The 13,553-nt window shown below is 54.9% G+C and carries 14 protein-coding genes; 7 read left to right on the top strand and 7 right to left on the bottom strand.

The features are described from left to right. Positions 1 to 51: 51 nt before the first annotated feature. Both rep and HBO23_RS04660 read left to right on the top strand, forming a co-directional pair. Entirely contained in the window at positions 52 to 2,061 is a 2,010-nt protein-coding gene (rep, locus tag HBO23_RS04665) for a DNA helicase Rep (protein ID WP_017135871.1), read from the top strand. 58 nt (positions 2,062 to 2,119) lie between these two features. Continuing rightward, the gene (locus HBO23_RS04660) at positions 2,120 to 2,692 is read left to right on the top strand and encodes a xanthine phosphoribosyltransferase (protein WP_010207474.1); all 573 of its coding nucleotides are present in this window, start codon (positions 2,120 to 2,122) and stop codon (positions 2,690 to 2,692) included. A gap of 132 nt (positions 2,693 to 2,824) precedes the next feature. On the opposite strand, the gene HBO23_RS04655 is transcribed toward HBO23_RS04660, so the two are convergent. Further along, positions 2,825 to 4,747, bottom strand: a complete 1,923-nt coding sequence (locus tag HBO23_RS04655; protein WP_170036717.1) for an acetyl-CoA hydrolase/transferase family protein — start codon at positions 4,745 to 4,747, stop codon at positions 2,825 to 2,827. Positions 4,748 to 5,075: 328 nt separating this feature from the next. On the opposite strand from HBO23_RS04655, the gene HBO23_RS04650 reads away from it, so the two are divergent. Genes HBO23_RS04650 through HBO23_RS04635 form a run of 4 tightly spaced genes read left to right on the top strand, consistent with a single transcriptional unit; the run spans position 5,076 to position 8,274 of the window. After that, entirely contained in the window at positions 5,076 to 6,410 is a 1,335-nt protein-coding gene (locus HBO23_RS04650) for a saccharopine dehydrogenase C-terminal domain-containing protein (RefSeq protein WP_170036715.1), read from the top strand. A gap of 42 nt (positions 6,411 to 6,452) precedes the next feature. After that, positions 6,453 to 7,211 (top strand): ferritin-like domain-containing protein, encoded by a 759-nt coding sequence (locus HBO23_RS04645; RefSeq protein ID WP_186354645.1) that lies wholly within the window; start codon positions 6,453 to 6,455, stop codon positions 7,209 to 7,211. Then, positions 7,208 to 7,918 carry a hypothetical protein gene (locus HBO23_RS04640; protein ID WP_225933017.1) on the top strand — a complete coding sequence of 237 codons (711 nt, stop codon included), beginning with the start codon at positions 7,208 to 7,210 and terminating at the stop codon, positions 7,916 to 7,918. The genes HBO23_RS04645 and HBO23_RS04640 overlap by 4 nt, the downstream gene beginning before the upstream one ends. Beyond that, positions 7,918 to 8,274 (top strand): hypothetical protein, encoded by a 357-nt coding sequence (locus tag HBO23_RS04635; RefSeq protein WP_017135866.1) that lies wholly within the window; start codon positions 7,918 to 7,920, stop codon positions 8,272 to 8,274. The genes HBO23_RS04640 and HBO23_RS04635 overlap by 1 nt, the downstream gene beginning before the upstream one ends. Before the next feature lie 74 nt (positions 8,275 to 8,348). On the opposite strand, the gene HBO23_RS04630 is transcribed toward HBO23_RS04635, so the two are convergent. From HBO23_RS04630 to dadA, 5 genes are all read right to left on the bottom strand, one after another. Beyond that, positions 8,349 to 8,765: a c-type cytochrome gene (locus tag HBO23_RS04630; protein ID WP_170037030.1), complete on the bottom strand. Its 417-nt coding sequence runs from the start codon at positions 8,763 to 8,765 to the stop codon at positions 8,349 to 8,351. Positions 8,766 to 8,946: 181 nt separating this feature from the next. Further along, complete coding sequence (locus HBO23_RS04625) at positions 8,947 to 9,495, bottom strand: cupin domain-containing protein (RefSeq protein ID WP_017135864.1); 549 nt, start codon at positions 9,493 to 9,495, stop codon at positions 8,947 to 8,949. 116 nt (positions 9,496 to 9,611) lie between these two features. Beyond that, complete coding sequence (gene alr, locus HBO23_RS04620) at positions 9,612 to 10,685, bottom strand: alanine racemase (RefSeq protein ID WP_170036713.1); 1,074 nt, start codon at positions 10,683 to 10,685, stop codon at positions 9,612 to 9,614. A gap of 79 nt (positions 10,686 to 10,764) precedes the next feature. Beyond that, complete coding sequence (locus HBO23_RS04615; RefSeq protein ID WP_017135862.1) at positions 10,765 to 11,118, bottom strand: RidA family protein; 354 nt, start codon at positions 11,116 to 11,118, stop codon at positions 10,765 to 10,767. Continuing rightward, entirely contained in the window at positions 11,090 to 12,394 is a 1,305-nt protein-coding gene (gene dadA, locus HBO23_RS04610) for a D-amino acid dehydrogenase (RefSeq protein WP_017135861.1), read from the bottom strand. The genes HBO23_RS04615 and dadA overlap by 29 nt, the downstream gene beginning before the upstream one ends. Positions 12,395 to 12,550: 156 nt before the next feature. Here dadA and HBO23_RS04605 point away from each other — a divergent pair, with 156 nt between their 5' ends. After that, on the top strand, positions 12,551 to 13,039 hold the full coding sequence (locus HBO23_RS04605) for an Lrp/AsnC ligand binding domain-containing protein (protein WP_003176896.1): 489 nt from the start codon (positions 12,551 to 12,553) through the stop codon (positions 13,037 to 13,039). Between the two features lie 73 nt (positions 13,040 to 13,112). Here the strand turns inward: HBO23_RS04605 and HBO23_RS04600 are convergent, their stop codons facing one another. After that, on the bottom strand, positions 13,113 to 13,466 hold the full coding sequence (locus HBO23_RS04600) for a YkgJ family cysteine cluster protein (protein WP_017135860.1): 354 nt from the start codon (positions 13,464 to 13,466) through the stop codon (positions 13,113 to 13,115). Between the last annotated feature and the right edge of the window lie 87 nt (positions 13,467 to 13,553).

Below are 13,553 nucleotides of genomic sequence, written 5' to 3'. Positions count from 1 at the left end.
CCAGCCTGTTAAAATGCCCGCCCTTTTGAACAACGACTCCCTGATTTCTGTATGTCCCGACTCAATCCCCGGCAGCAAGAAGCCGTGAACTACGTCGGCGGCCCTCTATTGGTGCTCGCCGGTGCTGGCTCCGGCAAGACCAGCGTGATCACCCGCAAGATCGCGCACCTGATCCAGAACTGCGGCATCCGTGCCCAGTACATCGTCGCCATGACCTTTACCAACAAGGCCGCGCGCGAAATGAAGGAGCGTGTCGGCACGCTGCTCAAGGGCGGCGAAGGCCGTGGCCTTACGGTGTGTACCTTCCACAACCTGGGCTTGAACATCATCCGCAAGGAGCACGTGCGGCTGGGCTACAAGCCGGGCTTCTCGATCTTCGACGAGACCGATGTGAAGTCGCTGATGACTGACATCATGCAGAAGGAATACGCAGGCGACGACGGCGTGGATGAGATCAAGAACATGATCGGCGCCTGGAAAAACGACCTGATCCTGCCGCCCCAGGCCCTGGAAAACGCGCGCAACCCCAAGGAACAGACCGCCGCCATCGTCTACACCCACTACCAGCGCACGCTCAAGGCGTTCAACGCGGTGGACTTCGACGACCTGATCCTGCTGCCGGTAAAGCTGTTCGAGGAACACGCCGACATCCTCGAAAAATGGCAGAACAAGGTCCGCTACCTGCTGGTGGACGAATACCAGGACACCAACGCCAGCCAATACCTGCTGGTGAAAATGCTCATCGGCACGCGCAACCAGTTCACCGTGGTAGGCGACGACGACCAGTCGATCTACGCCTGGCGTGGCGCGCGCCCGGAAAACCTGATGTTGCTCAAGGACGACTACCCGTCCCTGAAAGTGGTGATGCTGGAGCAGAACTACCGCTCCACCAGCCGTATCCTGCGCTGCGCCAACGTGCTTATTTCCAACAACCCCCACGAGTTTGAAAAACAACTGTGGAGTGAGATGGGCCATGGCGACGAGATCCGCGTGATCCGCTGCCGCAATGAAGACGCCGAAGCCGAGCGCGTGGCCGTGGAAATCCTCAGCCTGCACTTGCGTACCGACCGGCCCTACAGCGATTTCGCGATCCTGTATCGCGGCAACTACCAGGCCAAGCTGATCGAGCTGAAACTGCAGCACCACCAGGTGCCGTATCGCCTGTCGGGCGGCAACAGCTTTTTCGGACGCCAGGAAGTAAAAGACCTGATGGCCTACTTCCGGCTGATCGTGAACCCGGATGACGACAACGCCTTCCTGCGCGTGATCAACGTGCCGCGTCGGGAAATCGGTTCGACGACCCTGGAAAAGCTCGGCAACTACGCCACCGAACGCAAAATCTCGATGTACGCCGCCACCGACGAAATCGGCCTGGGCGAGCACCTGGACACGCGCTTCACCGATCGCCTGTCGCGCTTCAAACGCTTCATGGACAAGGTACGCGAGCAGTGCGCCGGCGAAGACCCGATCAGCGCCCTGCGCAGCATGGTCATGGACATCGACTATGAAAACTGGCTGCGCACCAACAGCTCCAGCGACAAGGCTGCGGATTACCGCATGGGCAACGTCTGGTTCCTGATCGAAGCGTTGAAAAACACGCTGGAGAAGGACGAAGAAGGCGAGATGACCGTCGAAGACGCCATCGGCAAGCTGGTGTTGCGCGACATGCTTGAGCGCCAACAGGAAGAAGAAGACGGCGCCGAAGGCGTGCAGATGATGACCCTGCACGCGTCCAAGGGCTTGGAATTCCCTTACGTGTTCATCATGGGCATGGAAGAGGAAATCCTTCCGCACCGCTCCAGCATTGAAGCTGACACCATCGAAGAAGAACGGCGCCTGGCCTACGTGGGCATTACCCGCGCACGTCAGACACTGGCCTTCACCTTCGCGGCCAAGCGCAAGCAATACGGCGAAATCATCGATTGTGCCCCCAGCCGGTTCCTGGATGAACTGCCGCCGGACGATCTGGCCTGGGAAGGCAATGACGACACCCCGACCGAGGTGAAGGCCGTTCGCGGCAACACCGCCTTGGCGGACATACGCGCGATGTTAAAGCGCTAGAATCGACTACTTTTTAATCTACTTTCGGCGCAAACCGCGCCATTAGAGGAAGCTTTCCGTGGAAGCACTGCACAAGAAAATTCGCGAAGAAGGCATCGTGCTTTCCGATCAGGTCCTCAAGGTTGACGCCTTTTTGAACCACCAGATCGACCCGGCGCTGATGAAGTTGATCGGCGACGAATTCGCCGCGCTGTTCAAGGACTCGGGCATCACCAAGATCGTCACCATCGAAGCCTCGGGTATTGCACCGGCGATCATGACCGGCCTGAACCTGGGTGTGCCGGTGATCTTCGCCCGTAAGCAGCAGTCTCTGACCCTGACTGAAAACCTGCTGTCGGCCACTGTGTATTCCTTCACCAAGAAGGTCGAAAGCACCGTGGCGATTTCCCCACGTCACCTGACCAGCAGCGACCGCGTGCTGGTGATCGACGACTTTTTGGCCAACGGCAAAGCATCCCAGGCGCTGATCTCGATCATCAAGCAAGCCGGCGCGACCGTTGCAGGCTTGGGGATTGTGATTGAGAAGTCGTTCCAGGGTGGCCGTGCGGAGCTGGATGCGCAGGGTTATCGGGTTGAATCGCTGGCGCGGGTGAAGTCGCTGGCCGGTGGCGTCGTCACCTTCATCGAGTAATCACTGCCTGAACTCGATTAAAAATGTGGGAGCTGGCTTGCCTGCGATGAGGGCCTGACAGTCGACAACTCTGTCGACTGACACTCCGCTATCGCAGGCAAGCCAGCTCCCACATTTGATTTTTGGTGCCTGTCAGTGCGCGGTGGCTTGGAGGCCAGCAAGCAGCAAGCGCTGATACAGATCCTCTTTCAACCCCTCCGGCTGATCCAGCCGCATGCGCTTCAAATGCTCAGGAAACGCCTCCGGCTCCGGTGCATCCAGTGCAGCCCGGCCCAATTCCAGAATCTCCGTCAGCTTGAATTTGCTCTTGAGCCAGTTAAGGGCGCGCAACAGGTCTCGCTCCTCATCGGTAAAGTCAGTGCCCAACGGATATTCCGGGAACAACCGGCGATGCCGCGCCTGAATGCCCTTGAGCCGCTCCGGCGTATTCTCAGTAAAACGTGGGTCCAGTTCGAAGTCCTTGGCCAGCTTGCCAGCCTTTTGCGCCTGTTCGATCAGGTCGTTCTGGAAGCGCGAGTCGGTGACCTTGAGCAAGGCCTCGATCACCTTGGCATCCGTCTGACCGCGCAAGTCGGCAATGCCGTATTCGGTAATGACGATATCCCGCAGGTGCCGTGGGATGGTGCAATGCCCGTACTCCCAGACTATATTGGAACTGACCTCACCCGCCGACTCGCGCCAGCTGCGCAGAATCAGGATTGAACGCGCGCCCTCCAGCGCATGGCCTTGCGCAACAAAGTTGTACTGCCCGCCCACACCGCTGAGTACGCGACCGTCTTCGAGCTGGTCGGCCACGCCCGCACCGAGCAGCGTCACCATGATCGCGCTGTTGATAAAGCGCGCATCCAGGCGTTGCAGACGCTTGAGTGCTTCCTGCCCGTACAGCTCGTTGATGTAGCTGATGGCGGTCATGTTGAATTCGAGGCGTTTGGCGTGAGTCATTTCCTGCAAACGCTGGTAAAAGCTGCGCGGCCCGAGGAAGAAACCGCCGTGAATGGAAACACCGTCGGGCTGCGCGGCGTCATCCAGGGTGCCGGCGTTGGCCTGCTGCTGGGTCGTCACATCCGGGTAGACCTTGCGCCGAATAATCCCGGCATCGGCCAGCACCAGCAGGCCGTTGACGAACATTTCGCTGCATCCATAAAGGCCACGCGCAAAGGGCTCGACACCGCCTTCGCGGCTGATCAAAGGCGCCCACTGGTAAACATCCAGATCCGTCAGCAACAACCGGTAGGCTTCGTTATCGGCCTGGCGCGCCAGTAAGGCGGCGGTCAGCGCATCGCCCATCGAGCCAATGCCAATCTGCAACGTGCCGCCATCGCGCACCAGGGTGCTGGCATGCAAGCCGATAAAGTGGTCTTGAAAGCCGACCGGCATATTCGGTGTGGAGAACAGCGTGGTGCTGTCCTTCTCGTCGATCAGGTAATCGAAGGCGTCCATACCCAGTTCGGCATCGCCGGGCATATAGGGCAAATCGCTGTGAACCTGGCCGACGACGAGGATGGTTTCGCCTGCTTCGCGGCGCTTGGCGATCATCGGCAGCAGGTCGAGGGTGATATCGGGGTTGCAGCTCAAGCTCAGCCGGTCGGGGTGTTCGGCGCTGCTGGCGACCAATTGCGCCACCAGGTTCAAGCCGGCGGCGTTGATATCGCGGGCAGCGTGGCTGTAGTTGCTGCTGACGTAGTCCTGCTGCGCCGACGCGCTATGCAGCAGGCTGCCGGGCTGCATGAAGAACTGCTGCACACGGATGTTCTTTGGCAGGCTGTCCTTGTGCAAATCCGCCAGGAAATCCAGCTCGGGATAGTCGCCGAATACCCGCTCGATAAAGGGTTCGAGAAAGCGCTTCTGCAGGCCGTCAACCATGGTCGGGCGGCCCAGGGCCAGTGCGGTATAGATCGTCAGCTCGCGCTCCGGCAGCTTGGCGATACGCCGGTACAGCGCATTGACGAACAGGTTGGGCTTGCCCAGACCGAGCGGCATGCCCATGTGGATATGCGCCGGCAAGCGTGCCAGTACGTCGTCAACTGCTTGCTCGATTGAACACAACTGCACCATCCGACCCTCCTGAACATTCCGTGATTAGGGGTTGGACCGAGCTTGCCGGGTCTTTGCTGCAATGAACAGCAATCAATTTGATAAGGCCATCCCTGTGCGCATGAAGAAACTGCCAAATAAAAGCCTAATTAAAACAGAAACATATCATAAAGGTTTAACCCGAGATTACGACCAAAGAAAAGCCTTACGACTCATTGAATAAAAGCCCTACGTTCATTTAGGACAAGATCAAAACACAAATTATATCCACGCACTAATATCGATTTCAGTATGAAACCATCTTCAAAAGGCTATACACCTAACGAATACAAATACCCAAGGAAGTGCAATGAAAAACATTAATCATATAATAATTATCGGTTTCGGAAGCGTCGCACAAGGCCTGCTCCCACTATTATCAAGGCATTACAATGGAGTGAACGTGACAATTTTTGAGAAACACCTAAACGAGAGCCTTATCGAAATCACCACCGAATTCTCAGCCACCCTGGAAGAAAAGGCCATAACCGCTGAAAACTTCAAACCCATACTCTCGCCGTACTTAAACGGAAATACTTTTTTAGTGAACCTCGCAGTATCTGTCTCAAGCCTGGAGCTTTTAGAACTGGCTCAAAAGTATGACTCACTTTATCTAGACACCTGTATAGAGCCGTGGGCCTACAAAGACGAAAAATACCAGGCGCTTATCACAAACTATCAGCTTCGCGAGGTAATGAAAACGTATCAACAGAAAACTACTGGCCCAACCGCTGTTGTCGCCCATGGCGCAAATCCTGGTTTCATCTCAATTTTATTAAAGAAAGCTTTAGTAGAAATGGCCGCAGCAAACAACATAGTAGCAGAACCGAAAAACCAGATTGAATGGGCAGCGCTTGCCAACATCCTTGAAATACAAGTTATACAAATCTCCGAGCATGACTCCCAAGTCAGTGCATCAGCCCGCGCCCCCCTAAACTTCGTCTCCACATGGTCTGTGGACGGTCTCGTTACCGAATGCCTGCAAGCAGCAGAATTGGGCTGGGGCACACACGAAACAGAAATTCCTTACGGCGCAAGAAAAAATGGATATGCACTAGAAATGCTAGAGCAAGGGTGTAACGTTAGAGTTAAAAGCTGGTCACCTAACTATTTGGAATTTTCTGCCTATTTACTAACCCATAACGAAGCACTGTCAATTGCTGAATATTTGACTTTAGGCGACCCCGAGAATCCTACCTACCGCCCAACTGTTTACTATGCGTATGAACCTTGTGATCAGACACTCGATTCAATGCAACTTTTGGGTCAGAGTGAGCAATCAGAAAAAATCAAAAAAACGATTATGAAAGACGAAATTATTTCGGGAATAGATGAGCTTGGCGTTTTCCTAATCAGCAAAAAATTCCGCGCCTTCTGGTTAGGGTCAAATCTATCAATTGGTAAAGCCAGGAAAATGGCCAACTACAACAGTGCGACAAGCTTACAGGTTGCCTCCAGCATAATTGGCGGCATGAAATGGGCAGAATACTTTCCAAACGCTGGCGTCATAGAGTCGGAAAATTTGGATTGGCGTTACGTATACGACATCACTGTTAACTATTGGGAACCCATCGTCAGTCAACAGACAGACTGGAAACCATCGGATGTCGACCACACGCTGTCTTTCAGTAACTTTTTAGTATGAAGCCGTCTACCTGAAAAATAACTTTACCAAAAGGCCGCTATCATGAATAACATGCAGAGCACCTCTAATACGCCGAAAAAATTAAGCAATGCGTCTTCAATTCTCAAGGATTTTTGCTTTCCTCCGTTAACGCTTAGCAAGGCAGAGAAGGCTACTTGGAAAGAAATTTTCTTCGACTCAATAATTACCGAATACGATGCAAGGAGGCTTTATTGGCATATCGCTGATCAGAATCCAGCTTGCATCTCTGAATTGGCAAATATTTTAAAGCCTTGGCTTAGAGATGAAATCGATCACGCGTATGGCTTCTCTCTGATTTATTCAGCCTACACAGGAATTCCGCTTGACGTTGTAGCAATGGAAGTTGAAACAAGACAATCCGACTTCAACAGCCTAGCCCCCTTTATGCAGGACCCACTTAGACTTCTCATCTTGCTTGCGTATGACGAGATAATCACGACGCACGTCTATCAGCGCAGCATAAAAAATTACGACAACTTTAGTTCCTCGCAATTGTCAGTCTGGATCAGAAAAACCAAAAGAGATGAAGCTAAGCATTTTTTCTTTTTCATAGAACAAGCTAAACAGCTATTCCCGAATAGGCTTCAAGAAGCCCCGTCCATACTTAAAGAGCTTTTCACATTAGATTTTGAAAAAACAGAATATACAGGAACCTTTGTGTTAGACCACAACACGCTTGATTATCCAATCACTAAAAAAGAAATACAAGAATCAATAATCCCAACCATCATCAAAAAATTGAGCCATGACACTCACACATCAAACGGAGCAAAAAAATGAAACCTCCCTTCCTCAATAAGCGTCATTGGAGCTCTAGAGCGCTATTCAAAGAAATCGCCAATAGCGACTGGGTCAATCCCGGCATTGACCCAAAATACGAGGATTTCTTTTTGGCTGACTTAGTCTCTGAGTACGACGCGATAAACCTGTATCACTACCTTTATCCGAGACGCTCTGAGTTTTCCCCATACTTCGTGCAATATTTAGACTTATGGTTTTTAGATGAAAAAAATCATGCCGACGGCTTTATAGAACTGAATCGTTTGATATTTAATACAGACGAAGAAACTCTCTTGGACAATTTAAAATCAAGAAACAGCGACTTTAAACCCTTTGAAGAAATTTTATCAAACGAACTAAGCTTACTTACTGTGTTTGCGTACGATGAATACATTTCAGTCAAAACATACAAGAAAGATACGTTCTATAATCAGTTTGGGCACTCGGGCTTCGACACATGGATTTGTAACTTAATCGCCGACGAAGCAACCCATTTCGCAAACGCTATAAAATTATTAAGAAACAACCACTCATCTTGTCTAGAGCTGATTGAAAAAAACTTAACCCGTATTATTCAACTTGAAAGTACCCCTTACAGAAATACTTTCTTGCTCGATCATGACGGGCCACACTTTCTTCTAGGCAATAGTGATTATGCGGAAGCTGCCGCGAGTGAAATACTAGACATCCTAACTAGAGATAAATAATGAAAAACAGTCACTATTTAATAGCCTCCATGGTGCTCATGGTGTTTGGCGAAATCCTAACTATCTATAGTGAAGTTTATGCCTCAAAACTTTCTGGACGAGTTATAGAAAATCCTGAACTTTTTATAAAACCTATTTTACTCATATGCATTGCCGGCATAAGCCTGATATTCGCTTATTGGTTAGGTTACCAAGGCACAGGGAATATATGGATCGTGACAGTGGCGTCACTCACACTGCTGCTTATATTAGAGCCCATCGTCATTTATGCGATGCTAAAGGAACTACCGGGGCGCGGGGCACTCATCGGATTCATTCTTGGAGCCGTAGGGCTACTGGCGACTTTGGTACTTTAAAATATGCGAAAGCGCTCTTGTTACCCAAAGGTTAGCCCACTTTGCGGGCTAACCTTTTGTAAAGGCTTAACTTTTTACTTCAATCCAGACATCTTCTCGATTGCACCTTTAAGCTCGTCATCCGAGCAATCGGCGCATGTGCCTTTTGGCGGCATGGCGTTCAAGCCGGTGATCGCCTTGGCCAGCAGGCCGTCGAGGCCGCCCTGGTGGTCGGCGCGGTCTTTCCAGGCCGCGCTGTCACCGATCTTCGGTGCGCCCAGCAAACCCGTGCCGTGGCACGCATTGCAGTGCTTGGCAATCACTTCATCCGGCGTCTTCGCGCCGCCGCCGCCGCCCGCAGCCACGGCAACTTCCATCCCTTTGCATTCCTGGCCCTGGACACACACCTGGCCGACAGGCTCCAGGCGCTTGGCAATTTCATCATTGGTCGCAGCTTGAGCGCTGACAGCCCATAGGGCCAGTACGGTTGCTGGTGCAGCCAGCATTTTCATAATTAGGTTCACGCGTTCACCCTCAATGGTGGCTATTCACGCCTGCGGCCACGGTTTCGCAGGCGGCGAAAGTATAACGGTTAGCCCGTCATGCCGAAACAACCCTATTAAATAAAGGGAGATTCGGCCTCACGGTTACAGCAACGGGTGTGTCTGCAACGCTGGCAGCACGCCTCTTCTGTCAAAAGTTCGCAGGTGTGGCTGCGCTGATTAGCCGCGCCGGCACGTCGAACGGGTTGCGAAAACGATGCGGCTTGGTGCTTTCAAAGTAGTAGCTATCGCCGGCTTCGAGCACAAAAGTTTCAAGACCGACCACCAACTCCAGGCGACCTTCCACCAGAATCCCGGTTTCTTCGCCTTCGTGGGTGAGCATTTCTTCGCCCGTGTCGGCGCCCGGCGGGTAGATCTCGTTGAGAAACGCGATCGCCCGGCTGGGGTGCGCGCGCCCGACGAGTTTCATGGTGACGGCGCCGTCCGAGATGTCGATCAGCTCATTGGCTTTATAGACGATCTGCGTCGGTTTTTCCTGGAGGATCTCCTCGGAAAAGAACTCGACCATGGACATGGGGATGCCGCCCAGCACCTTGCGCAAGGAACTGATCGAGGGGCTGACACTGTTTTTTTCGATCATCGAAATGGTGCTGTTGGTGACACCCGCGCGCTTGGCGAGCTCTCGCTGGGAAAGACCTTTGAGTTTACGGATGGATTGCAGTCGTTCGCCGACGTCCAATGCAGGAGCCTCCTAGGATTCAGGCTTTGTTGTAGTTGAGCGTTATCATGGCGACAGCGTTCAGTATTTACAACACTTGGGCCTAAATCCCGGTGGGCTCTGCTCGTAGGCGCGGCTTAAGCCCCGCAATAGAGCCTTGGTACGCGGCGCAGGTTGCAGAAAATCTGGTAGGGGATGGTTTCGGCAGCCGCCGCCACGTCACTGGCAAGGATATTTTTGCCCCACAGCTCCACGGGGGAACCGAGCCCGGCCTGGGGCACGTCGGTGAGGTCAACGCAGAGCATGTCCATGGACACTCGGCCCAGCAACTGGCTGCGCTGGCCTGCCACCAGCACTGGCGTGCCGGTCGGTGCATGGCGCGGGTAGCCGTCGGCATAGCCCATGGCAACCACGCCGACGCGCATCGGTTTTGGCGTGATGAACTTGGCGCCGTAACCGATCGGCTCACCGGCCGGCAATTCACGCACGCAGATGACTTTCGATTCCAGGGTCATCACCGGCTGCAAACGCGCAGCGATGGCCTGGTCCTCACCAAACGGCGTAGCACCGTAGAGCATGATGCCTGGGCGCACCCAGTCGCTGGACATATTCGGCCAGCCCATCACCGACGGCGAATTACGCAGGCTGACCTCGGCCGACAAGCCTTGGCGGGCCGCTTCAAACACCGCCACTTGCTCGTCACTGCGCACGCAATCGAGTTCATCGGCGCGGGCGAAGTGGCTCATCAGTACGATCCTGGCCACTTTGCCGCTGGCCAGCAGGCGCTGGTACGCCTCGTGGTAATCCTTGGGGTGCAGGCCCACGCGGTGCATGCCCGAGTCGAGCTTGAGCCAAATGGTCAGCGGTTTGCTCAGCCGGGCTTGTTCGATGGCTTCCAACTGCCACAACGAATGCACCACGCACCAAAAATCATGTTCGATGATCAGCGGCAGTTCGTCAGCTTCGAAAAAACCTTCCAGCAGCAATACCGGCGCACGAATCCCGGCAGCCCGCAGCTCCAATGCCTCCTCGATGCACGCCACCGCAAACCCATCCGCCTCGGCTTCCAGCGCCTGGGCCACACGTACGGCACCATGGCCATAGGCATCCGCCTTGACCACGGCGAGGGCTTTGGCCCCCGTCAGTTCACGGGCCAGTTGGTAGTTGTGGCGCAGGGCTTGGAGGTCGATCAGGGCACGGGCAGGACGCATGGCGGCAGGCTTCTAGGCGGTAAAGTGAAGAAAAACCGGCGCCGACTATCAGCCACGGCGCCGGGGGAAAAAGCTACGTTTAAGGCAGCGCAGCCACCACGGACAGCTCTACCAGAATTTCTGGTTCGCACAGTTTGGCCTCAACCGTGGCACGGGCCGGGGCCACGCCTTTAGGCAGCCACTTGTCCCACACCGCGTTCATGCCGGCGAAGTCGGCGTCGATGTCTTTGAGGTAGATCGTCACCGACAGCAACTTGGTTTTGTCGGTGCCGGCCAGGTCCAGCAAACGTTCGATATTGGCCAGGGTTTCGCGGGTCTGCTGTTCAATCCCGGCATTCATGTCGTCGCCGACCTGCCCTGCCAGATACACGGTACCGCTGTGAACAACGATCTGGCTCATGCGCTCATTGGTGAGCTGGCGCTGGATTGACATGTTTTGCGGACTCCTGGTGGTTGCTGCCGTAACGGGAAATATCGAGACCTTCGGCGCTGATCTGCGGCGTTTTTTTCGCCATCAGGTCAGCCAGCAAACGGCCAGAGCCGCACGCCATGGTCCAGCCAAGGGTGCCGTGGCCGGTGTTCAGGAACAGGTTCTTGAACGGGGTGGCACCGACAATCGGCGTGCCGTCGGGTGTGGTCGGGCGCAGGCCGGTCCAGAAAGTGGCTTCGGTCAAATCGCCGCCCTGAGGATAAAGGTCGTTGACGATCATCTCCAGGGTTTCACGTCGACGAGGGTTCAGCGACAGGTCAAAACCGGCTATTTCAGCCATGCCGCCGACGCGGATGCGGTTGTCGAAACGGGTGATCGCGACCTTGTAGGTCTCATCCAGAATGGTCGAAGTCGGCGCCATCGCCGGGTTGGTGATCGGCACGGTCAGTGAGTAACCCTTGAGCGGATACACCGGCGCCTTGATCCCCAGCGGCTTGAGCAGCTTGGGCGAGTAACTGCCCAGGGCCAGTACGTAACGGTCGGCGGTTTCCAGCTTGCCATCGATCCACACGCCATTAACGCGATCACCGGCGTAATCAAGGCGCTGGATGTCCTGTTCGAAACGGAATTCCACGCCCAATTGCTTGCACATGTCCACCAGACGCGTGGTGAACATCTGGCAGTCGCCGGTCTGGTCGTTGGGCAGGCGCAGGGCGCCGGCGAGGATATCGGTGACGCTGGCCAGGGCTGGCTCAACGCGGGCAATGCCGGCGCGGTCGAGCAGCTCGAACGGCACGCCGGATTCTTTCAATACGGCGATGTCTTTGGCCGCACCATCCAATTGCGCCTGGGTGCGGAACAACTGGGTAGTACCCAGGCTGCGGCCTTCGTAGGCGATGCCGGTTTCGGCGCGAAGTTCGTCAAGGCAGTCACGGCTGTATTCGGACAGGCGCACCATGCGCTCTTTGTTCACCGCGTAACGGCTCTGGGTGCAGTTGCGCAGCATCTGCGCCATCCACAGGTACTGATCGATATCGGCGGTGGCTTTGATCGCCAGTGGCGCGTGGCGTTGCAGTAACCACTTGATGGCCTTGAGCGGCACGCCTGGCGCGGCCCAGGGCGAGGCATAACCCGGCGACACCTGGCCTGCGTTGGCGAAACTGGTTTCCATGGCAGCGGCGGGCTGACGGTCGACCACAACCACTTCAAAGCCGGCCCGCGCCAAATAGTAGGCACTGGTCACCCCAATGACGCCGCTACCCAAGACCAGAACGCGCATTTTTATATCCTCATCACGGGCTTAGCCGCTGACGTGTGTTATTCGAGCAATGATGGACGCAGTGTAAAAAACAATGACCAGTGCATTTCACTATATAAATGCCTATATTTGGCGACAATTCTCGGCAAAAACCCTTTTCACAGAGGCGTATCCCCTATGCGTACCAACACCCAGACCAAGCGGGAGCTGGACAAGATCGACCGCAATATCCTGCGCATCCTGCAAACCGATGGGCGTATTTCGTTTACGGAGCTGGGGGAAAAGGTCGGGCTGTCGACCACGCCGTGCACCGAGCGGGTCCGCCGCCTGGAGCGTGAAGGGATCATCATGGGCTACAACGCGCGGCTCAACCCGCAGCATTTGAAGGGGAGTTTGCTGGTATTTGTCGAGATCAGCCTGGATTACAAGTCGGGCGACACCTTTGAGGAATTCCGCCGCGCCGTGCTGAAGCTGCCCCATGTGCTGGAGTGCCACTTGGTGTCAGGCGACTTCGACTACCTGGTGAAAGCGCGGATCTCCGAGATGGCCTCGTACCGCAAATTGCTCGGCGATATCTTGCTCAAGCTGCCGCATGTGCGCGAGTCCAAGAGCTATATCGTGATGGAAGAGGTGAAAGAGAGCCTGAACCTGCCGATCCCCGACTGACCAAATGACACAATTCGGTCAAATGTGGGAGCTGGCTTGCCTGCTCCCACATTTTTTTGATCCAGTACATCCGTCAGACCAGTACTTGCCGGGTACTCGCCATGTATTCGTGAATTTGCTTCTCAACCCTAGGGTGAATCAACTCCACCGGCCGCCGCCCATTCGGGCACGGCAACGTCTTGGTAGTGCCAAACAGCCGGCAAATCAGCGGCCGCTCGTCATACACCGTGCAGCCATTCGGCCCCAGGTGCACGCAGTTCAGCTCGTCCATGGCCGCCTCCTGCTCGGCGGCAGTCTTGCGTGGCAGGCGCGACATTTCCTCGGGTGAGGTGGTCACCGGCCCACAGCAGTCGTGGCAGCCGGGGACGCACTCGAACGAAGGGATCTGCCTGCGCAGCGCGCTGATTTTCTGGCTGTTGCAACTCATCGAAACACTTACCGAACGGCGAATAGGCGTGGATTCTGACGCAAAACGTGCTGCGCAGACAGCTTCGTCCGACCGCTGTATCCTGCG

The sequence above is a fragment of the Pseudomonas sp. WS 5532 genome (genome assembly GCF_012985445.1).
Classification (GTDB): domain Bacteria; phylum Pseudomonadota; class Gammaproteobacteria; order Pseudomonadales; family Pseudomonadaceae; genus Aquipseudomonas; species Aquipseudomonas edaphica.
This window is presented reverse-complemented; position numbering and strand designations above follow the sequence as displayed.